This window comes from Pseudomonas sp. FYR_2 (genome assembly GCF_043106425.1).
In the GTDB taxonomy this organism is placed as follows: domain Bacteria; phylum Pseudomonadota; class Gammaproteobacteria; order Pseudomonadales; family Pseudomonadaceae; genus Aquipseudomonas; species Aquipseudomonas monteilii.
Genome location: NZ_JBICMM010000048.1, coordinates 281,357 through 301,897, shown reverse-complemented (window position 1 = coordinate 301,897; position 20,541 = coordinate 281,357). Strand labels below are relative to the sequence as shown.

Annotated in this window: 14 protein-coding genes; 12 read left to right on the top strand and 2 right to left on the bottom strand. The window is 62.8% G+C overall.

The features are described 5' to 3' along the window. Positions 1-78 precede the first annotated feature (78 nt). Positions 79-4,032 (bottom strand): trifunctional transcriptional regulator/proline dehydrogenase/L-glutamate gamma-semialdehyde dehydrogenase, encoded by a 3,954-nt coding sequence (gene putA / locus ACF8R4_RS22290; RefSeq protein ID WP_104833847.1) that lies wholly within the window; start codon positions 4,030-4,032, stop codon positions 79-81. Positions 4,033-4,389: 357 nt separating this feature from the next. On the opposite strand from putA, the gene putP reads away from it, so the two are divergent. The 9 genes from putP to ACF8R4_RS22245 all read left to right on the top strand — a co-directional run bounded on the left by putP (position 4,390) and on the right by ACF8R4_RS22245 (position 15,243). Next, positions 4,390-5,868, top strand: a complete 1,479-nt coding sequence (putP, locus tag ACF8R4_RS22285) for a sodium/proline symporter PutP (protein ID WP_060500301.1) — start codon at positions 4,390-4,392, stop codon at positions 5,866-5,868. 186 nt (positions 5,869-6,054) lie between these two features. After that, a complete protein-coding gene (locus ACF8R4_RS22280) occupies positions 6,055-6,891 on the top strand; it encodes a 23S rRNA (adenine(2030)-N(6))-methyltransferase RlmJ (RefSeq protein ID WP_016712364.1) in 837 nt (278 codons plus the stop codon). A gap of 211 nt (positions 6,892-7,102) precedes the next feature. Further along, positions 7,103-8,860 (top strand): carbamoyltransferase, encoded by a 1,758-nt coding sequence (locus tag ACF8R4_RS22275; RefSeq protein WP_016712363.1) that lies wholly within the window; start codon positions 7,103-7,105, stop codon positions 8,858-8,860. After that, positions 8,844-9,974, top strand: coding sequence for a glycosyltransferase (locus ACF8R4_RS22270; RefSeq protein ID WP_060500306.1), 1,131 nt, complete (start codon positions 8,844-8,846; stop codon positions 9,972-9,974). Before ACF8R4_RS22275 ends, ACF8R4_RS22270 begins: the two co-directional genes overlap by 17 nt. Next, positions 9,974-10,870 carry an antimicrobial resistance protein Mig-14 gene (locus ACF8R4_RS22265; RefSeq protein WP_016712361.1) on the top strand — a complete coding sequence of 299 codons (897 nt, stop codon included), beginning with the start codon at positions 9,974-9,976 and terminating at the stop codon, positions 10,868-10,870. The genes ACF8R4_RS22270 and ACF8R4_RS22265 overlap by 1 nt, the downstream gene beginning before the upstream one ends. After that, positions 10,867-12,270 carry a PIG-L deacetylase family protein gene (locus ACF8R4_RS22260; protein WP_060500311.1) on the top strand — a complete coding sequence of 468 codons (1,404 nt, stop codon included), beginning with the start codon at positions 10,867-10,869 and terminating at the stop codon, positions 12,268-12,270. Before ACF8R4_RS22265 ends, ACF8R4_RS22260 begins: the two co-directional genes overlap by 4 nt. A gap of 48 nt (positions 12,271-12,318) precedes the next feature. Further along, positions 12,319-13,275, top strand: a complete 957-nt coding sequence (locus ACF8R4_RS22255; RefSeq protein ID WP_019097680.1) for a glycosyltransferase — start codon at positions 12,319-12,321, stop codon at positions 13,273-13,275. A gap of 65 nt (positions 13,276-13,340) precedes the next feature. Continuing rightward, positions 13,341-14,114, top strand: coding sequence for a glycosyltransferase family 2 protein (locus ACF8R4_RS22250; RefSeq protein ID WP_104833849.1), 774 nt, complete (start codon positions 13,341-13,343; stop codon positions 14,112-14,114). 37 nt (positions 14,115-14,151) lie between these two features. Further along, positions 14,152-15,243, top strand: coding sequence for a glycosyltransferase (locus ACF8R4_RS22245; RefSeq protein WP_104833850.1), 1,092 nt, complete (start codon positions 14,152-14,154; stop codon positions 15,241-15,243). Positions 15,244-15,246: 3 nt separating this feature from the next. Here the strand turns inward: ACF8R4_RS22245 and ACF8R4_RS22240 are convergent, their stop codons facing one another. Then, positions 15,247-15,852, bottom strand: coding sequence for a hypothetical protein (locus tag ACF8R4_RS22240; RefSeq protein ID WP_016712356.1), 606 nt, complete (start codon positions 15,850-15,852; stop codon positions 15,247-15,249). 100 nt (positions 15,853-15,952) lie between these two features. Between ACF8R4_RS22240 and ACF8R4_RS22235 the strand changes: the two genes are divergently transcribed. The 3 genes from ACF8R4_RS22235 (at position 15,953) to hldE (ending at position 20,504) form a co-directional block, all read left to right on the top strand. After that, on the top strand, positions 15,953-17,128 hold the full coding sequence (locus ACF8R4_RS22235; protein ID WP_223623486.1) for an O-antigen ligase: 1,176 nt from the start codon (positions 15,953-15,955) through the stop codon (positions 17,126-17,128). A gap of 15 nt (positions 17,129-17,143) precedes the next feature. After that, positions 17,144-18,952 carry a lipid A export permease/ATP-binding protein MsbA gene (gene msbA, locus ACF8R4_RS22230; RefSeq protein WP_164525141.1) on the top strand — a complete coding sequence of 603 codons (1,809 nt, stop codon included), beginning with the start codon at positions 17,144-17,146 and terminating at the stop codon, positions 18,950-18,952. A 130-nt stretch (positions 18,953-19,082) separates the two neighbouring features. Further along, complete coding sequence (hldE, locus tag ACF8R4_RS22225) at positions 19,083-20,504, top strand: bifunctional D-glycero-beta-D-manno-heptose-7-phosphate kinase/D-glycero-beta-D-manno-heptose 1-phosphate adenylyltransferase HldE (protein ID WP_019097686.1); 1,422 nt, start codon at positions 19,083-19,085, stop codon at positions 20,502-20,504. Positions 20,505-20,541: the final 37 nt, after the last annotated feature.

Here is a 20,541-nt window from a genome sequence, read left to right as displayed (position 1 = left end):
TCTCACAGGCCCTGAACATCTCAAACCACACGCCCATAAAAAAGGAGAGCCGAAGCTCTCCTTTTTTTCCAACAGCTATCAGCCAATGGTCATCAAGCTGGCGTTACCACCAGCAGCCGCAGTGTTCACACTCACCGCCCGCTCGATCACCAAGCGCTCCAGCGCAATCTGATGATCCCCACTGGACAGCCCATGCACACCCACGATCGCCCCGGCCCGCTTGGCCACCTGCTGGCAAACGCCACGCAGCTGGTCCGAGTCGCCATGGTGGATCACGGCGTCAAACGCCACTTCATCCTTGTTCCAGTCCGAAACCAGCTTCACCTTGGCCTGTAGCTCGCGCGGCAGGCGCTGGCGAAGGGCTTTGCCGGGTTCTCCGTCAGCCCATACCGCCGAGCTGCCCACCGCCAGCACGGCAGCGAACTGGGCCAGCAGGTCGGCCTCGTTGTCGGCCAGGCACAGCACGTGCTCGCGCGGCAGGATGGTGTAGCTGTTGCGCTCGCCGGTCGGGCCTGGCAGCAGGCGGGCGATGCCGCTCTGCGACTGGCTGGCGAACTGGCTGCACAGTGCGGCCAGGTCGGCCAGCTGGTTGCTTTCTGCCCAGGCCTTCAGGCCGTGCAGCGGCTTGATCAGCTGATCGTGCAGGGTGCGGTCCGGCTTGCCTTCGCCATCCTGGTGCTGGAAGTGGCGGCCAATGGCATCGGCCGGGCGGGTCGACAGCAGGCGGTACAGGTACAGCGGGCCGCCGGCTTTCGGGCCGGTACCAGACAGGCCTTCACCACCGAACGGCTGGACACCCACCACCGCACCGACGATGTTGCGGTTGACGTACATGTTCCCGGCGTTGGCGGTTTCCACGACTTTGGCGATGGTCTCGTCGATGCGGGTGTGCACGCCGAGGGTCAGGCCGTAGCCGGAGTTGTTGATCTGCTCGATCAACTGGTCCAGGTTGCGACGGTTGTAGCGCACCACGTGCAGTACCGGGCCGAAGATTTCGCGCTTCAGCTCGTCGAAGCTTTCCAGTTCGATCAGGGTTGGCATCACGAAGGTGCCGCGCTTGATCTCGGCGGCATCGGCGATTGCCACTTGATAGACCGAGCGGCCTTTCTCGCGCATGCCCTGGATGTGCTTCTCGATGCCGGCCTTGGCTTCGGCGTCGATCACCGGGCCAATGTCCACGGCCAGGCGGTCCGGGCAGCCCAGGCGGCTTTCGGCCATGGCGCCCTTGAGCATTTCGATCACGCGGTCGGCAGAGTCTTCCTGCAGGCACAGCACGCGCAGGGCAGAGCAACGCTGGCCGGCGCTGTCGAAGGCCGAGGACACCACGTCTATCACCACCTGCTCGGTCAGTGCCGAGGAGTCGACGATCATGGCGTTCTGGCCACCGGTTTCGGCGATCAGCGGGATCGGACGGCCCTGGTTGTCCAGACGGCCGGCGACGTTGCGCTGCAGCAGGCGGGCTACTTCGGTAGAGCCGGTGAACATCACGCCTTTGACGCGCTCATCACCCACCAGGCCGGCACCGACGGTTTCACCGCGGCCTGGCAGCAGTTGCAGCACGCCTTCAGGGATGCCGGCTTCCAGCAGCAGGCGCACGGCCTGGGCGGCGATCAGCGGGGTTTGCTCGGCTGGCTTGGCCAGCACCGGGTTACCGGCGGCCAGGGCAGCGGCCACCTGGCCAGTGAAGATCGCCAGCGGGAAGTTCCAAGGGCTGATGCACACCACGGGGCCCAGTGGGCGGTGGGCGTCGTTGCTGAAGTCGTTGCGGGCTTGTACCGCGTAGTAACGCAGGAAGTCCACAGCCTCGCGCACTTCGGCAATGGCGTTGGCGAAGGTTTTGCCCGCTTCGCGGATGAGCAGGCCCATCAGCGGCTGGATTTCGGCTTCCATCAGGTCGGCGGTGCGCTCCAGAATGGCGGCGCGCTCGGCGGGCGGGGTGGCCTGCCAGATCGGTGCAGCATTCAGCGCGCACTGGATGGCGTTGTCGACATCGGCGACGGTAGCTTCCTGTACATGGCCCACCACGTCGCGGTGGTCTGCCGGGTTTAGTACAGGTGCGGCGGCACCTTGGCTGGCCGCGCAGGCCAGCAGCGGGGCGGCTTTCCAGTCGTTGTGAGCGGTGGCCAGCATGGCGCAGGACAGCGACGCCAGGCGGTGTTCGTTGGCCATGTCGATACCGGCCGAGTTCGCGCGCTCGCTGCCATACAGTTCACGCGGCAGCGGGATACGCGGGTGCGGCAGGCCGATGTTGCCTTCCTGGGTGCCCATGCGCTCGATGCTGGCGACCGGGTCGGCAACCAGTTCCTGGATGGAAATCGAGTGGTCGGCGATGCGGTTGACGAACGAGGTGTTGGCGCCGTTTTCCAGCAGGCGGCGTACCAGGTAGGCCAGCAGTGTTTCGTGGGTGCCGACCGGTGCATACACACGGCACGGGCGGTTCAGCTTGCCATCGGCAACCTTGCCGACCACTTGCTCGTACAGTGGCTCGCCCATGCCGTGCAGGCACTGGAACTCGTACTGGCCCGGGTAATAGTTCTGCCCGGCAATGTGGTAAATGGCCGACAGGGTGTGGGCGTTGTGGGTGGCGAACTGTGGGTAGATGGCTTCTGGCACGGCCAGCAGCTTGCGGGCGCAGGCCACGTAGGAGACGTCGGTGTACACCTTGCGGGTGTAGACCGGGTAGCCTTCCAGGCCTTCGACCTGGGCGCGCTTGATCTCGCTGTCCCAGTAGGCGCCTTTTACCAGACGGATCATCAGGCGGTGGCGGCTGCGCTTGGCCAAGTCGATGACGTAGTCGATCACGTACGGGCAGCGCTTCTGGTAGGCCTGGATAACAAAGCCGATACCGTTCCAGCCAGCCAGCGATGGTTCGAAGCACAGACGCTCGAGCAGGTCGAGCGACAGCTCCAGGCGGTCGGCCTCTTCGGCGTCGATGTTCAGGCCGATGTCGTACTGCTTGGCCAATTGGGTCAGCGACAGCAGACGCGGGTACAGCTCTTCCATCACGCGCTCGTACTGGGCGCGGCTGTAGCGTGGGTGCAGCGCCGACAGCTTGATGGAGATGCCCGGGCCTTCATAGATGCCGCGGCCATGGGAGGCTTTGCCGATCGAGTGGATGGCCTGCTCGTAGGACGCCAGGTACTTCTGTGCGTCGTGCTCGGTCAGTGCCGCTTCGCCGAGCATGTCGTAGGAATAGCGGAAACCTTTGGCCTCGAAGCGGCTGGCGTTGGCGAGGGCTTCGGCAATGGTTTCACCGGTCACGAACTGCTCGCCCATCAGGCGCATGGCCATGTCGACGCCCTTGCGGATCATCGGCTCGCCGCTCTTGCCGATGATGCGGGTGAGCGAGGAGGTGAGGCCGGATTCGTTATGGGTGCTGACCAGCTTGCCGGTCAGCAGCAGGCCCCAGGTGGCGGCGTTGACGAACAGCGACGGGCTGTTGCCCAGGTGCGGCTGCCAGTTGCCAGTGCTGATCTTGTCGCGGATCAGTGCGTCGCGGGTGCCCTTGTCGGGGATGCGCAGCAAGGCTTCGGCCAGGCACATCAGCGCCACGCCCTCCTGGGACGACAGCGAGAATTCCTGCAGCAGGCCCTGAACAATACCGGCACGGCCACCGGCGCTCTTCTGGTTGCGCAGCTTTTCGGCGATGCCGGCGGCCAGCTTGTTGGTGGCCTCTGCCAGCGGGGCGCTCAGGCGCGCCTGCTCCAGCAGCATTGGCACCACTTCCTGCTCGGGGCGGCGGTAGGCGGCAGTGATTGCCGAGCGCAGCACCGACTGCGGCAGGATGCTTTCGGCGAATTCGAGGAAGCACTGGTGGCTGTGGTCTGCCTGGACTTCGCCGGCGTCGTCGGCCAGGTTGCTGACATGACCGTTGAGTTCGGTCAGGGTGGCACCACCCTCGAGCTTCTCCAAGTAGTTGAAGATCGCTTGCTTGATCAACCAGTGCGGCGTGCGGTCAATGGACTGCGCAGCTGCTTTGAGTCGCTCACGGGTCGGGTCGTCGAGTTTGACCCCAAGGGTGGTAGTCGCCATTTCTTATCCTCGTTATTGCCACGGTTGTGGCCTAAGCTGGCGTCAAGAGTATCTGTAGGATAATTCGGGTGCAACCAGGTGCAACCCAAATTTTTTGTGTAAAAGGTGCAACTCGTCTGACAGTCATTTCCACGCGATGGAAAGGGACGTTTTCTGTGCTTTTTATTCTGAAAAAACGGTTTGATACGCCAAAAAGGAGCAAAAAAGCAGCTTTATCGGAAAATGCACGGGCAGGTGCAACTTGCAAATGAAAAAGGGTTGCACCCGCTTTGTGTTGTTGCATAGCATTCGCCGCCTGGGTGCAACCGCCATGACTGCGGTTGCTAATGAGATAAAAACAAACGCCAGGGCACACGTATGGGCAACCCACTAACGATCACCTTCGTGATCTACATCGCGGCAATGGTGCTGATCGGCTTCGCCGCCTATCGCGCCACCAACAACCTTTCCGACTACATCCTCGGCGGTCGTAGCCTGGGCAGCGTGGTGACCGCGCTTTCCGCTGGCGCTTCCGACATGAGTGGCTGGCTGCTGATGGGCCTGCCGGGCGCGATCTACTTCTCCGGCCTTTCCGAAGCCTGGATCGCCATCGGCCTTACCGTCGGCGCCTACCTGAACTGGCTGTTCGTCGCCGGCCGCCTGCGCGTGCAGACCGAGCACAACGGTGATGCACTGACCCTGCCGGACTACTTCTCCAGCCGCTTCGAAGACAACAGCGGCCTGCTGCGGATCATCTCGGCCATCGTCATCCTGGTGTTCTTCACCATCTACTGCGCCTCTGGCATCGTTGCCGGTGCCCGGCTGTTCGAAAGCACCTTTGGCATGTCTTACGAAACCGCCCTGTGGGCCGGCGCTGCGGCTACCATCGCCTACACCTTCGTGGGTGGTTTCCTGGCGGTGAGCTGGACCGATACCGTGCAGGCGTCGCTGATGATCTTCGCGCTCATCCTCACCCCGGTGATCGTGCTGATCTCGACCGGCGGTTTCGACACCACCTTCGCTGCCATCGAGGCAGTGAACCCGGCCAACTTCGACATGCTCAAGGGCGCAACCTTTATTGGCATCATTTCACTGATGGGCTGGGGCCTGGGCTATTTCGGCCAGCCGCACATCCTGGCGCGCTTCATGGCTGCCGATTCGGTGAAATCGATCGCCAGCGCCCGCCGTATCTCCATGACCTGGATGATCCTGTGCCTGGCCGGTACCTGTGCCGTGGGCTTCTTCGGTATCGCCTACTTCTCGGCGAACCCTGGCTTGGCGGGTCCGGTTACCGAAAACCACGAGCGTGTGTTCATCGAACTGGCCAAGATCCTGTTCAACCCATGGATCGCCGGTGTGCTGCTGTCGGCCATCCTGGCGGCAGTAATGAGCACCCTGAGCTGCCAGCTGCTGGTGTGCTCCAGTGCCCTGACCGAAGACTTCTACAAAGCCTTCCTGCGCAAGAACGCTTCGCAGGGTGAGCTCGTGTGGGTCGGCCGCCTGATGGTACTGGCCGTTGCCCTGATCGCCATCGCCATGGCGGCCAACCCCGAAAACCGCGTGCTGGGCCTGGTGGCCTATGCCTGGGCTGGTTTCGGTGCGGCCTTCGGCCCGGTAGTGCTGATTTCGGTGCTGTGGAAAGGCATGACCCGTAACGGCGCGCTGGCCGGTATCGTGGTGGGCGCGCTGACCGTGATCCTGTGGAAGAACTTCGACACCCTCGGGCTCTACGAGATCATCCCGGGCTTCCTGTTCGCCAGCATTGCCATTGTGCTGGTGAGCAAGCTGGGCAGCCCGTCGCAGTCGATGGTCAAGCGTTTCGAGACTGCTGATGCGGCTTATCACGCTGACAAGTAACACCCGCTGATTCGGTGTTGCCTTCTTCGCGGGCAAGCCCGCTCCCACAGGTGCTTCGCAGAACTAGAGATCTGCGCAAGTCCTGTGGGAGCGGGCTTGCCCGCGAATGGAGCTAACACCGATCGACAGCCAGGCCTGACTCCGCCTGCAAGGCAAGGTAAACTTGCCACCCCCGCAGGAGTTGCCATGAACTATCGTCACGCCTTCCACGCCGGCAACCACGCCGACGTCCTCAAACACATCGTGCTGACCCGCCTCATCGCCCTGATGTCGCGCAAGGAGCAGCCGTTCGCCTATATCGATACCCACGCAGGGCTTGGTCTGTACGACCTGCAAGGCGACCAGGCAACCCGTACCGGCGAGTATCTGGAAGGCGTTGCCCGCTTGTGGAATCGTGACGACCTGCCAGCCATGGCTGCCGATTACCTGCGCGTCATCAAGCGCCTGAACGCCGACGGCGAGCTGCGCTACTACCCCGGTTCGCCCGAGCTGGCCCGCCGCCTGATGCGCCAGCAAGACCGTGCCCTGCTCAACGAGAAGCACCCCGAAGACGGGCCGCTGCTCAAAGAAAACATGAAAAAAGACCCCCGCGTGGTCGTGCACCTGGGCGAAGGCTGGCATGTGCCGCGTGCCTTGCTGCCCGTGCAGGAAAAGCGCGCGATCATGCTGATCGACCCGCCGTTCGAGCAGGCAGATGAGCTCAAGCGCTGCACCAACGCCATGAAAGAGGCGATTGGCCGCATGCGCCAGACCGTCGCGGCCATCTGGTACCCGATCAAGGACCAGCGCTCGCTGACTCGCTACTACCAGGACCTGACCAGCACCGGTGCGCCGAAACTGCTGCGGGTCGAGCTGTATGTGCATCACCAGGACAGCCCGCAGGGGCTCAATGGCTCTGGCCTGGCCATCGCCAACCCGCCATGGGGGCTGGAAGAAGAGCTCAAGGAGCTGCTGCCGTGGCTGGCCAAGGAGCTGGCGCAGACCGATGGCAGCTACCGCATGGACTGGCTGATCGCCGAGTAATCAGGCACCACAACTCTCCTGTGGGAGCGGGCTCGCCCGCGAATACCGGCAAAGCCGGTGCCATGCATCGCGGCGCCTGCTTCGCGGGCAAGCCCGCTCCCGCAGGTTAATGCAGTGCCTCTGCTGATCTTTGCGTTATAATCCCGCCCTTTAGCCGCCACCCGCCCAAGAGGCCGCTGGCGCATTTTTACCGAATGAAGAGGCTAATCCCTTGGCATTGACGATCCTTGGCCTGTCCGGCGCCCTTAGCCATGACCCTTCCGCGGCCCTGTACATTGACGGCAAGCTGATTGCCGCCGCCGAAGAAGAGCGCTTCGTGCGTGACAAGCATGCGAAGAACCGCATGCCCTACGAGTCGGCGAAGTTCTGCCTGGAGCAGGCAGGCATCAAGCCGTCCGACGTCGACGTGGTAGCCATCCCGTTCGCCCCGATCAGCCTGTTCGGCAAGGCGCGCTGGCACTATGCCAAGCGCTATTGGTACGCCCCGGATCGTGCCCTCGACGCCATCCTGATGGGCAACCGTCGCTACAAACGCTACCGCAAGAAGATCGTCTGGTGCCTGGAGCAGCTGGGCTTCGACCCGAAAAAGGTCAAGATCGAGCCGGTCGAGCACCACCTGGCCCATGCCTCCAGTGCCTACCACTGCTCGGGCTTCAAGGAAAAAACCGCCATCCTCGGCATCGACGGTAAAGGCGAATACGCCACCACCTTCTTTGGCTACGGCGAAAACGGCAAGATCCACAAGATCAAGGAGTTCTTCGACCCGGACTCCCTGGGGGGCCTGTACGGCGCGATCACCGAGTTTCTCGGCTTCGAGATGCTTGACGGTGAATTCAAGGTCATGGGCATGGCGCCGTATGGCGACGCCAGCAAGTACGATTTCTCGCGCCTGGCCAGCTTCGAAAACGGCGAACTGGTGATCAACACCGAGTATGCCAACGTTATCGGCCTGCGCCGCTATAAAGAGAAGGGCAAGGGCTTCTACTTCTCGCCGAAGCTGATCGAATGGCTGGGCCCCAAGCGCGAAGGCGACATCGCCGACGAGCCGTACATTCATTACGCGGCCAGCATGCAGGCGCTGTTCGAGAAACTGGCGCTGCAGATGATCGACCACTACCTGGGCGACACCCTGCGTGAAACCGGCAAGCTGGCCTTCGCTGGCGGCTGCGCGCTGAACGTGAAGCTGAACCAGAAGATCATCGCCCGCCCGGACGTGAAAGAGCTGTTCGTCCAGCCGGCCTCTGGCGACGCCGGTACTGCCGTTGGCGCCGCGGCCTATGTTTCCCACGCCCGTGGCGTACCGGTCGAGAAGATGGAGCACGTCTACCTCGGCCCGTCGTACTCCAACGAAGACGTGATCGCGGCCTGCGCCCGTCACCCGAACCAGCCGAAGTGGCGCAAGCTGGAGAACATGCCTCAGCAAATCGCCCAGATCATGGTCGACGGCAACCCGGTGGCCTGGTTCCAGGGCCGCATGGAGTTCGGCCCGCGTGCCCTTGGTGGCCGTTCGATCATTGGCTGCCCGAGCGTTGAAGGCGTGGCTGACCGCATCAACCACCAGATCAAGTTCCGCGAACGCTGGAGACCTTTCTGCCCGTCGATGCTCGACACCGTCGCCCCGCAGATGATCAAGGTCGACCACCCGGCGCCGTTCATGACCTTCACCTTCGAAGTGGCTGAAGAGTGGAAAACCCGTGTGCCGGAAGTGGTCCACGAGGACGGTACTTCGCGTGCCCAGGTGCTCAAGCGTGAGTACAACCCACGCTACTACGACATGATGAAGGCGCTGGAAGACCTGACCGGCAACGGCGTGTCGCTGAACACCTCGCTCAACCGCCGTGGCGAACCGATGATCTGCTCGCCGACCGATGCCCTGAACATGTTCTTCGGCTCGGACCTGCAGTACCTGATCATGGAAGACATCTTGGTCGTGAAGGACGGCGCTGCCGCCTATGACCAGCCGCTCTGAACCGCGTATCCTGCAGTTCTGCCATGGCTATGACGGGCCTTTCCTGGATTGCGCCCGTCAGTACGCCAGCCTGTTCCAGGGGCGTGGCTACCAGGTCACCACGGTGTTCCTCACCGGCGCTGCCGACCCGCAGGTAGCGGCGGGCTGCGCGTCGGACGAGGTGCTGTTTCTGGAATTCAGCTCCAAGGCCGTGCGTGGCCTGAAGCTCGGCGCCATCCGTGCCTTGCGGCGGATCGCCGCCGAGCGCAATTTCGCGTTCTGCATTGCCCACCGCTTCAAGCCGATCTATGTGGCTCTGCTGGGTACCGGCCTGCCGGTGATTGGCGTGCACCATGCCTTTGGCGACTACGAGCGCAAAGGCCGCCGGCTGTTCGCCAACCTGTTCAGCAAGCGCCTGAGCCTGCTGGGCGTGTCGGACGCCGTGCGTGACGATATGCGCCGCTGCCTGCCGCAGTGGCCGGCCGACCGCATCCAGACCCTGTACAACCGCATTGATATCGACGCCCTGCAAGCGGCACTGGTGCCGCGCGCCGAAGCACGCCAGGCCCTGGGCCTGGATGCACAGGCATGGATCGTCGGGAATGTCGGGCGCCTGCACCCGGACAAGGACCAGGCGACCCTGTTGCGTGGTTTTGCTCAGGCGTTGCCAGTGCTGCCAGCCGGCGCCCGTCTGGCGATTCTCGGCAAGGGCCGGTTGGAGGCCAAGCTCAAGGCCCAGGCCGCCGAGCTGGGCATTGCCGGGCAGGTGGACTTCCTGGGCCAGATACCGGATGCACGGCGCTATTTCCAGGCGTTCGACGTGTTTGCCCTGAGCTCTGACCATGAACCGTTCGGCATGGTCCTGCTCGAAGCCATGGTCGCCGGTGTGCCGGTGCTCGCCACGGCGTGCGGCGGGGCTCGCGAAGTGGTCGAGGGTGTGGGTGTGCTGTTCCCGCTGGGCGATGCTGCACAGTTGGCGCAGGGGCTGAAGCATCTGGCTGTGCTGGACGGCGAGCAGCGTCAGGCCTGTGCCGAGCACATGCTGCAGCGTCTGCGTGAACGTTTCTCTGACCAAGCGGTGCGTGAGGCCTTCTGGCAGTTGCCGCAGGTAAGCGCGCTGGTGGGGCAGGCTTGATGCTCAATCGAATCCAGGCCTTCCGCGAACGTGGTTGGCAAGTTATAGACGCCAAGGCCTATGCCGAGGCATGGGCGCGCTTTGGTGGCAGTGTTGCCACTCATCCGCTGGTGGTCGAACAGCTGGCAGACCTGGCACAGATCCCGGTGCGATACCTGGGCTGGCATCAGGCGGGTGAGCTGAAGGCCGCCATCCCGACCTGGGGGCGTCACCTGGCGCTGTCCAAGGATGTGCTCAAACGTGCCGGCAAGAAAGCCCTGTTCGATCTGGGCAATGCCGAAATCATCCTGCCGGCGGCAGCCGATGCTGCTGCACCGCTGCGCCATGCCGCGCGCTACCTGTCCGATCTGAACCAGGGCCGCTTCAGCGGCCTCAAGGCGCAGAAGGAACAGCTGGCCATGGCCCGCGCCCCTGAAGACCTGTCGAAGAAGTTCCGCTACAACCAGCGCCGCGAACTGCGCCTGCTGGAAGAAGCAGGTGGCGTGGTACGCCCGATCAGCGACTTCAGTGCGCAGGAAATCGCCAGCATGTACTGCGACCTGTTCCAGCGCCGCTGGGGCTTCCCGGCCACTGGTGCCGAGCACATGGCCCAGGTGCTGGAGCGCCTGCAAGCGCTGCTGATCGGCTCGGTACTGCTGCTGGATGGCAAGCCGATTGCCATTCAGCTGGTGTACCGCGTCGAAGCGCCGGAATGGATCAGCGTCGAGTACATCAATGGCGGCGTAGACCCTGAAACCAAGGCTTTCAGCCCGGGCAGTGTGCTGAGCTTCCTCAATACCCAGGCCGCCTGGGAAGACGCCCGTGCGCGCAACAAGCCGCTGCGGTTCTCGTTCGGCCGTGCCGACCGCGAGTACAAGGACCGCTGGTGCAACCCTGTGCCGGTGTACCAGGCGTGAGCCGCAAGCAGCAGTTGCTCAAGCGCCACCGGCGCAACAAGCGCCTGGGCTTGCTGGTGGGCCTGGTTGCGTTGCTCGCCTTGGGTGTTTTCAGCTGGTGGTGGCTGCCATTGCTGCTGCTGCCGCTGGTCTGGGCGGCTCACGAAGCCTGGTTTGCCGACCATCTGTTCTATGCCCCGGGCGAGGACTACGCCTACGACTTCGGTGAACAGGCGCGGGAAGTGCCTGCCAGCCTGCGCGATGGCCAGCTCCAGGCCGATTGCGTGCTGCAGGGTGACGAAACCCTCATGCTTGAGCTGCAGGTAAAAAGCACCTGGCTGGGGCGGTTTCTCGACCCTCGGGTAGAGCTGGGCGCTGCTGAGCAGGCTGACCGGCAAACGTTCGAGCGTGGTGTTGATGGCGTGCGGTTTCTCAACCTGACCGGCTTGGCCGTGCCCTTGCAAGCGGGTACCTTGCGCCTGCGCGGTCGCCATTGTCGGCTGCAAGGCCAGCTGCGCCTGTGGATAACCCCCGCTGTCGAGTTGCAACGGCGCCGGGTGATGGTGATCGCGCCGCACGCCGATGACGCCGAGCTGGCCGCATATGGCCTCTACAGCCAGGCCGACGAAACCTGGGTGGTCACCCTGACAGCTGGCGAAATCGAAGCCGAACACTACCAGCAGATGGGCCTGGAACAAGCCGAGGCCGCCCGCCTGAAGGGCCGCTTGCGTGCCTGGGACAGCATCGCCGTGCCGCGCTGGGCGGGTGTGCCGGAGTCACGTTGTGTGCAGCTGGGTTACTTCTGCCTGCAACTGCCTGCCATGCAGGCCGCGCCCGATCTGCAGGCTGCTTCCCGTGAAGCCGATCTGGCCGATATCCGTGTGTTCCGCCAGTTCAACCCGTTCCCGCTGCCGGCCGACCGCGATGGCGCGCCAACCTGGCACAACCTGCTGGCCGACCTGCGGGCCTTGCTGGAAATGGCCAAGCCTGAAGTATTGGTGATGCCGCACCCGCAGCTCGACCCGCACCCCGACCACATCTGCGCGCAGGCAGCCGTGCTGGAGGCCCTGCAAGGCGTGGCCTGGCAGCCGCAAACCTTGTTGTGCTACGCCAATCACCTGCACGACAACGACCGTTGGCCGATGGGCGACAGTGGCGACGGCGTGGCCTTGCCGCCGCAGTTGAGCGCAGCGCAGGCTTGGGCACCCTGCAGCCTGGTGCTGGATCTGGCCACGCAGCGCGACAAGGCCATGGCCCTGGGCATGATGCACGACTTGCAGCCGCCGGCCCCCTTCAAGCGCCGCTTGCGCCGCCTGCTGCAACGCTGGCTGGCCGGGCGGCAGCCCTCGCCTTACGGGGAGAACGAGTTCTTCCGCAAGGCCGTGCGCAGGCACGAACTGTTCTGGCGGCGTGAACTGTAAGCACGCCCCATGGTTGACCGCGATGGCGCAGAGCGCCCAAGGAACGTTATGAAAGTCCTATTTCTGGTACAGAAGGAACAGCGGGCTATTCTCGACCGCCTGTACGACGGCGTCGCGGCCAACTGCGAGTGCGACCTGCGCTGGCTGAGCAGCGATGACCAGCGCAACCTGCGCCGCTATTTCAAGCGTGAAGTGCAGGTCGAGCGCTATGACCGCATCGTGTTCTTCCTGCGCTTCAAGCAGGAGATTCGCCAGGTGGCCTTCATCCGCACCGTGCCGAACCTGGTCATCCTCGAGCACGACGCCTACCAGAACTACATCCCGTGCAAGTACACCGGCAAGTTCAGCGCCCATTACCGGCAGCTGCCATGGGCGCGGGTCATCAGCTCGGGTTACATGGTCAGCGAACGCCTGCGCCAGGAAGGCTTCGATGCGGTATTCGTGCCCAAGGGCTATGACGAGCAGTTGCTGGCCGATCAAGGGCGTGAGCGCGACATCGAACTGGCCTTCGTCGGCAGTGTCAACAGCGTGGCCTACAGCGGCCGCAAGGCGCTGCTGGACGAATTGGGGCAGGTCGAGAACCTGCTGGTCACCCGTACCAAGTCGGGCGAAGACTACTGCAACACGCTCAACCGTATCCGTTTCTTCGTCAGTGCCGACGTCGGCATGGGCGAATACATGATCAAGAATTTCGAAGCCATGGCTTGTGGCTGTGTATTGCTGGCATACGACCAGGGCGAAGAAGAGAACCGCGCGCTGGGCCTGCAGGACATGCACAACGTGGTGTTCTATGACAACATCCCGACCCTTCAGGAAAAGCTCCGCCGTTTGCGGGCAGACCCTGAACTGGCCCGGCAGATTGCAGAAAATGGTCGCCATCTGGCGGTTTCCCGTTTCAGTTTCGCCGCAGTTGGACGTAGCATCGTCGACCACATGCGCCCGGCGCTCAGGCCCCACCCGCCATTGTCTGCATGGCAGCGGCTGCGCCTGAAGCTGGGCATCTAAATAAGAGCTTTCACGCCCAGGAGCGGGTTGTTGAAGGCCGTTTGTCGCAATGCGGAGGGAGTCCGGTGCGCTTTTCAAATGAGAGTGACGTCACGCTCGTCGTGACCAGTTGTGGGCGGTTCGATCTGCTCAAAGATACCCTTGAGAGTTTCGACCGCTACAACACCGCGCCCATTCGCGAGGTATTCATCACCGAAGATTCCGGTGACGATGCTGTGCATGCCGCTGTGCCAGAGCACTGGAAACCGTACTGCAAGGTGTTCGTCAACCGGCCCAAGCTTGGCCAGTTGCCGTCTATCGACCTGGCCTACAGCCACGTCAAGACGCCGTACATCTTCCACTGCGAGGACGACTGGCATTTCTATCGCCAAGGCTTTGTCGAAGACTCGCGGGCCATTCTGGATGTGAGCCCCAACCTGTTGCAGGTGTGGCTGCGCAGCCATGCTCACGACCTGGCCATCCACAGCCCTTACATCCACTTGGGCGATCGGCAGGTGATCGCGGGTGTGCCTTGCTACCCGCTGCTGTCCGACAAGGCTGAATGGCAGGCGTTTTCGCTCAACCCCGGTCTGCGGCGTTTGAGTGATTACCAGCGCTGCGCGCCATTTGCCGCCTATGCTGGAGAGAAGGCGCTTTCCCGACGCTACGCTGAGTTAAATCTGACAGCGGTCACCTTGGAGGGTGATGCAGTATTGCACACTGGATTCGGTAATCACGTGACCTTGCCCATCGAAGTGGAGCGCAAGGCCAAACGGCGTCAACGTGATCGGATCAAACTGGCATTGACGCTGGTGACGGGTGCCTTGATCGGCATGGGTATCACCCTTTTTGTTCAATGAAGTCGCTGTCCCACCTGACATGAGCGGGAGAGGGCCCATGAACATCGTCAATATGATGTGGGCGGGTGGAACGCCGTACATGTCCATCCACAAGGTGCATCGCCAAGTGCTGTCGCACGCAGGTACCGATGCCCGGATCAGTAACTGGTTGCTGCTGGGAAGCGGGTTGTGTTGCGGGCTTGGCTCGACCCGGGAGTGGCACATGCCACTGCGTGCGCTGAAAGGGCGGCACCTGTGGCGCCTGTTGCGGCCCTGGTTGCGCTTGCGTTTGCGCAAGGCGCTTGCCGAGGCCAAGGCCGAGGTCGTGCTGCTCGACGGTATTGGTGTCGCGCGGCTGGTGCTACCGCTGTTGCAGAACAGCCCTCAGGTGCGGGCAAAGGTGCTGTTCCATGGCAAGACGCGCCTGAACAGTAGCGATGTACGCTTGTTGCGTATGTTCCCCGCCGAGCGCCTGAGCATCGCAGCGGTATCGCATACACTGGCCGAATCGCTGGAGCACGACTTGGGCAGGCCGGTGCAGACCCTGCGCATGGCGCTTGACCCGTTAGCGTTCGTCGAGTCGTTGTTGAGCCGTGACAGGGCCAGGCAGGCGCTGCAGTTGCCTGCTGCGAGCGGGGTGATGCTGGGCGCGGTAGGGCGGTTGGTAGAAAGCAAAGGCTTCGAGATGCTGATCGAGGCGTTTGCCCGGGCCAGCACACATCAGCCGGACCTGCAGTTGGCCATTATTGGCGAAGGTCCTCTGCACGCCGTGCTGCAAGAGCGTATCGATGTACTGGGCCTGGCCGCGCGCGTTCACCTGTGCGGTCACCGTGAAGACCTGCAGCAGTTGTATCGGGCGTTCGATTGGCTACTGGTGCCTTCTCGCTCTGAAGGCCTGGGGCTGGTGGTGCAGGAGGCGGTCATGGCCGACGTGCCGGTGGTGTGCAGCGACCTGCAAGTGTTTCGCGAACAGTTGCAGGATACCGGCGGTTACCTGCCGGTAGCCGATGAAGGGGCATGGGCCGAAGCAATCGAACGATGCACGTCCCTCAGCCCCCAGGCGGTAGCCGCCCGGCAGCGTCAGGCGCTGGCGCCGGAGCAAGCCTGGCAGGCCTTCTGCAATGGCTCGCAGAGCTTGCTGCGCAAATGACGTTCAGCGTGCCAGCAGGGCCGCCTCGAACGCAGCGAGGGGGAACCGGTCACCCAGGTTCTCCCGCTCGATATAGCGCACCATGTGCTGCACATTGCGACGAATCATGCGTGCCGACAACGGTGGGCGCAGGAAACGCATGTCGGCCACGTCGATCAGGCCCAGGCGCTGGTCGGGGGTAACCACCACGTTGCCCAGGTGCAGCGAGCGGAAGTACACGCCACTGTGGTGCAGCTGGCGAACCAGCTGAATCAGCTGCGGCAGGTAGGTATCCCAGCTGAACCCTTCATCGCGCGACATTTGCAGCAGGGTACGCCCGGGCAGCGGGCGATACAGCACGGCGGTACGGCCTGGCAGGTCGAGCTTGTGCTGGCTGATCACCTCGAGCGTAGGGATGCCCAGTTGCGCCAGGCGCGCGGCGTTATCGACGAAGCGCTGCGAGTAGGGGCGCAACAGTGCAGATGAAATCAGCCGCTTCCTACGAAAAACCTTGAGGAAATTTCCATCCTTGAGCAGGTAGACTTTGGCGCCATGGCTGTCTGCCTCAAGCACCTGTGCGCCTTGTGTCAGCTGATCGAAGTCGACCTGGGTGAGCCGGGAGCATTGCATGAATAGAGCCTTGTCGTCTGGCGAGCAAAATGACCGGCAATAATGCCGAAAATAATGCTGTTGCACCATGGATGGTGTCTTTGATTCATCGGGGGAAAGGATGTTGTATCAAAAAAACTGGGCACGGGCCTGGTTAGGTTTGGGTCTGGTCTGGTTCCTGGCAGCAATTGCCCTGGCACCGAGCAACAAGGTTTACCAGCAGGGGCTGGTGTTGTTTTTGTGGCTGCCAACGCTGGTACTGGCGTGGTCTGCCCGTGAAGTGCTGGTGCAAGCCTGGAGGCGCCAGCCGGCGCTGTGGGTGAGTGTGCTGCTGTTGTTGGCGTGGTGCGGGCTGAGCCTGGCCTGGTCGCCCGCAGAAGACCCAGGGCGCGAGATCAAGCGCCTTGTCTACATCCTGGTATTCCTGCTGGCATTCCCGCTGCTGGCGCAGCAAGGCAGGGCCCGCATTCGTCAGCTGTTGCTGCTTGGCAGCGGCCTGTTGGCCGTCGCTGCGCTGGTCTCGATCATCAATTTCTACGGTTTGCAGGGCAAATCGTTGCTGGCCCGTCTGGCAGGCATTGGCGAGATCTCGCACCCGATTCTGGGGGCTTATGTCATTGGCTCGGCGGTGCTCTTCTTGCTGTACGACCCGCCGCGCCAGCGTGGTCTGCAGCTGTTATGGCTGGCGGCGCTGGTCTGTCTGGGCGCGTTTGCCATGCTCAGCCAGAGCCGCGGGGCGATTCTGGCCCTGGTGATCACCGTAGTGATCGCGCCGCTGTGGTTCCGCGATCGCCACAGCCAGGTGTTTTCCATCCTGGCGCTGGTTGCCACCGGCCTGGCGTTCTTCGTCGTATACGACCTGATCGCCAAGCGCGGCTCGTCCTATCGGCCGGAAATCTTCAATGCCGTCATCGATATGATTGCCGCACACCCCTGGACCGGCCTGGGGCTGGGGGCTCCCTACGACGTAAGTGCTGTGGGTAAACACTTTGACCACACCCACAACATGTTCACCCATGTTGCCGTGGAAATGGGGATCCCTGGCATGCTGCTCTGGGTCATCGTGTGGTTGTTCACCCTGGGCGAAATCGTCCGTGCGCGCGGCACGCTGTTTGGCAAGATCCTTCTGGGGTTCTGGGTGTACTCGACCCTGGCCATGCAGTTCGATGCCGCCAGCCTCACCGGTACGCCGCGCGCCGAGTGGTTCATCAGCTGGCTGCCTGTCGGCCTTGCCATGATGCTGCCATGGGGGCGTGCCGAAAATGGCGCCTGTGGTAAAATTTCCGGTTCAACCTGAACAGCGAGCTCGATAATGGCCGAAACACCGCGACCGGCGGAGCACAACTCCAGCCTGAAGATCTACTTCCGGCTGCTGAGCTATGTGAAACCCTATGTCGGCATTTTCCTGCTGAGCATTGTCGGTTTCGTGATCTTTGCCTCGACCCAGCCAATGCTGGCGGGCATCCTCAAATACTTCGTCGATGGGCTGAGCAACCCCGAAGCGGTGTTGTTCCCCAACGTGCCCTACCTGCGCGACCTGCAATTGCTGCAGGCGGTGCCGCTGCTGATCATCCTGATCGCCGCGTGGCAGGGCCTGGGTTCGTTCCTCGGCAACTACTTCCTGGCCAAGGTGTCCCTGTGCCTGGTGCATGACCTGCGGGTGGAGTTGTTCAACAAGCTGCTGGTGTTGCCCAACCGCTATTTCGACAACCATAACTCCGGGCACCTGATTTCGCGCATTACCTTCAACGTGACCATGGTCACCGGCGCGGCGACCGATGCCATCAAGGTGGTGATCCGCGAAGGCCTGACCGTGGTGTTCCTGTTCGCCTATCTGCTGTGGATGAACTGGCACCTGACCTTGGTGATGGTCGCCATCCTGCCGGTAATTGCGGTGATGGTCAGCGTTGCCAGCAAGAAATTCCGCAAACAGAGCAAGAAGATCCAGGTGGCCATGGGTGATGTCACCCACGTTGCCTCGGAAACCATCCAGGGCTACCGCGTGGTGCGCAGCTTCGGTGGCGAGGCCTATGAGGAGCAGCGTTTCGGCAAGGCCAGCCAGAGCAATACCGACAAGCAATTGCGCATGACCAAGACCGGCTCGCTCTACACGCCGATGCTGCAGCTGGTGATCTACAGCGCCATGGCCGCGCTCATGTTCCTGGTGCTGTTCCTGCGCGGTGAGTCCACGGCGGGCGACCTGGTTGCCTATATCACCGCCGCCGGCCTGCTGCCCAAGCCGATTCGCCAGCTTTCGGAAGTCAGCTCGACCATCCAGAAGGGCCTGGCCGGTGCAGAAAGCATCTTCGAGCAACTGGACGAAGAGCCTGAGCTGGACACCGGTACTGTCGAGAAGGAGCGGGTGGAAGGGCGCCTGGAAGTGCGCAACCTGAGCTTCACCTACCCGGGTACCGAGCGCGAAGTACTAAGCGACATCAGCTTTGTCGCCGAGCCAGGGCAAATGATCGCCCTGGTGGGCCGTTCCGGCAGCGGCAAGTCGACCCTGGCCGCGCTGATCCCGCGCTTCTATCACCACGAACAAGGGCAAATTCTGCTCGATGGCGTGGAAATCGAGAACTATCGCCTGCGCAACCTGCGCCGCCATGTTTCGCAGGTGACTCAGCACGTCACCCTGTTCAACGACACCGTGGCCAATAACATCGCTTACGGCGACCTGGCTGGCGCCCCGCGCGCAGATATCGAAGCCGCTGCAGCCGATGCCTACGCCAAGGAGTTCGTCGACCGGTTGCCGAAGGGCTTCGATACCGAAGTGGGTGAGAACGGCGTGCTGCTTTCCGGCGGCCAACGCCAGCGCCTGGCGATTGCCCGGGCGCTGCTGAAAAACGCACCGCTGCTGATCCTCGATGAAGCCACTTCGGCACTGGATACCGAGTCCGAGCGGCACATCCAGGCCGCCCTGGACCATGTAATGCAAGGCCGCACCACGCTGGTGATCGCCCACCGCCTGTCGACCATCGAGAAGGCCGATCAGATCCTGGTCATGGACCAGGGTCGCCTGGTGGAGCGTGGCACCCATGCCGAACTGCTTGCGGCTAATGGCCATTATGCCCGCCTGCACGCCATGGGCCTGGATGAGCCGGTCAAGGCCGATATCACCTGAGTCCTCCCTGATCGGGGCCTTAACGGCCCCGATTGTCACGGGAATTTTCCGGGGACGATCTGGCCATAAAGCCGTCGTCTACCCTGTGCTAATATCCTGCCCCTGTTCATTATTTCCATATGGGTTGCCCATGAAGTTGTCCATGCCGCGTTTCGATCAAGCCCCGGTACTGGTGGTCGGCGATGTCATGCTCGACCGCTACTGGCATGGCGGTACTTCGCGTATTTCGCCTGAGGCGCCAGTCCCGGTGGTCAAGGTCGATCAGATCGAAGATCGCCCAGGCGGTGCGGCCAACGTTGCCTTGAACATCGCTGCGTTGGGCGCGCCGGCGTCGCTGATCGGCGTCACCGGCCAGGATGAAGCTGCCGACAGCCTGGCCAATAGCCTGCAGGCTGCCGGTGTGCGTTCGGTGTTCCAGCGCATCGCGCATCAGCCGACCATCGTCAAGCTGCGGGTCATGAGCCGTCACCAGCAGTTGCTGCGTATCGATTTCGAAGAGCCGTTCGCCACCGACCCGCTGTCGCTGGGCGCGGAAGTCGACAGCTTGCTTGAAGGCGTCAAGGTGCTGGTCCTTTCCGACTACGGCAAGGGCGCACTGAAAAACCACCAGAGCCTGATCCAGGCGGCGCGAGCCAAGGGTATTCCGGTGCTGGCCGACCCCAAGGGCAAGGATTTTTCCATCTACCGCGGTGCCAGCCTGATCACCCCGAACCTCAGCGAGTTCGAGACCATCGTTGGCCGTTGTGCCGATGAGGCCGAGCTGGTTGCCAAAGGCGTGCAACTGCTGCAGGACCTGGACCTGGGCGCCTTGTTGGTTACCCGTGGTGAGCACGGCATGACCCTGCTGCGCACGGGGCAGCCAGCGCTGCACCTGCCGGCGCGGGCGCGCGAAGTGTTCGATGTGACCGGTGCCGGTGATACTGTCATCTCCACCCTTGCGGCGGCCATTGCGGCTGGCGAGGACCTGCCCCACGCGGTGGCGCTGGCCAACCTGGCGGCAGGCATCGTGGTTGGCAAGCTGGGTACGGCTGCGATCAGCGCCCCTGAACTGCGCCGGGCCATCCAGCGCGAAGAAGGCTCCGAGCGCGGTGTGCTGGGCCTTGAGCAGTTGCTGCTGGCCATCGATGATGCGCGGGCGCACAAAGAGAAGATCGTCTTCACCAATGGCTGCTTCGACATTCTTCACGCCGGGCATGTCACCTACCTTGAGCAGGCGCGGGCCCAGGGCGATCGCCTGATCGTCGCGGTCAACGACGATGCCTCGGTCAGCCGCCTGAAAGGGCCTGGCCGGCCGATCAACAGCGTCGACCGGCGCATGGCCGTTCTGGCCGGCCTGGGGGCGGTGGATTGGGTGATCAGTTTCCCTGAGGGCACGCCGGAAAACCTGCTGAGCCAGGTCAAGCCGGATGTGCTGGTCAAGGGTGGCGACTATGGCATCGACCAGGTGGTGGGCGCCGATATCGTCAAGGCCTATGGCGGTACCGTGAAGGTGCTGGGTCTGGTCGAGAACAGCTCGACCACGGCGATTGTCGAGAAAATCCGCAAAAATTGATTGGGGCCGCTTTGCGGCCCTTCGCGGGCAAGCCCGC

Coding starts and splice junctions, on each gene's coding strand:
- putP (WP_060500301.1), top strand. CDS start 4,390: ATGGGCAACCCACTAACGATCACCTTCGTGATCTACATCGCGGCAATG.
- msbA (WP_164525141.1), top strand. CDS start 17,144: ATGGCCGAAACACCGCGACCGGCGGAGCACAACTCCAGCCTGAAGATC.
- putA (WP_104833847.1), bottom strand. CDS start 4,032: ATGGCGACTACCACCCTTGGGGTCAAACTCGACGACCCGACCCGTGAG.
- ACF8R4_RS22235 (WP_223623486.1), top strand. CDS start 15,953: ATGTTGTATCAAAAAAACTGGGCACGGGCCTGGTTAGGTTTGGGTCTG.
- ACF8R4_RS22280 (WP_016712364.1), top strand. CDS start 6,055: ATGAACTATCGTCACGCCTTCCACGCCGGCAACCACGCCGACGTCCTC.
- ACF8R4_RS22270 (WP_060500306.1), top strand. CDS start 8,844: ATGACCAGCCGCTCTGAACCGCGTATCCTGCAGTTCTGCCATGGCTAT.
- ACF8R4_RS22255 (WP_019097680.1), top strand. CDS start 12,319: ATGAAAGTCCTATTTCTGGTACAGAAGGAACAGCGGGCTATTCTCGAC.
- ACF8R4_RS22265 (WP_016712361.1), top strand. CDS start 9,974: ATGCTCAATCGAATCCAGGCCTTCCGCGAACGTGGTTGGCAAGTTATA.
- ACF8R4_RS22240 (WP_016712356.1), bottom strand. CDS start 15,852: ATGCAATGCTCCCGGCTCACCCAGGTCGACTTCGATCAGCTGACACAA.
- hldE (WP_019097686.1), top strand. CDS start 19,083: ATGAAGTTGTCCATGCCGCGTTTCGATCAAGCCCCGGTACTGGTGGTC.
- ACF8R4_RS22245 (WP_104833850.1), top strand. CDS start 14,152: ATGAACATCGTCAATATGATGTGGGCGGGTGGAACGCCGTACATGTCC.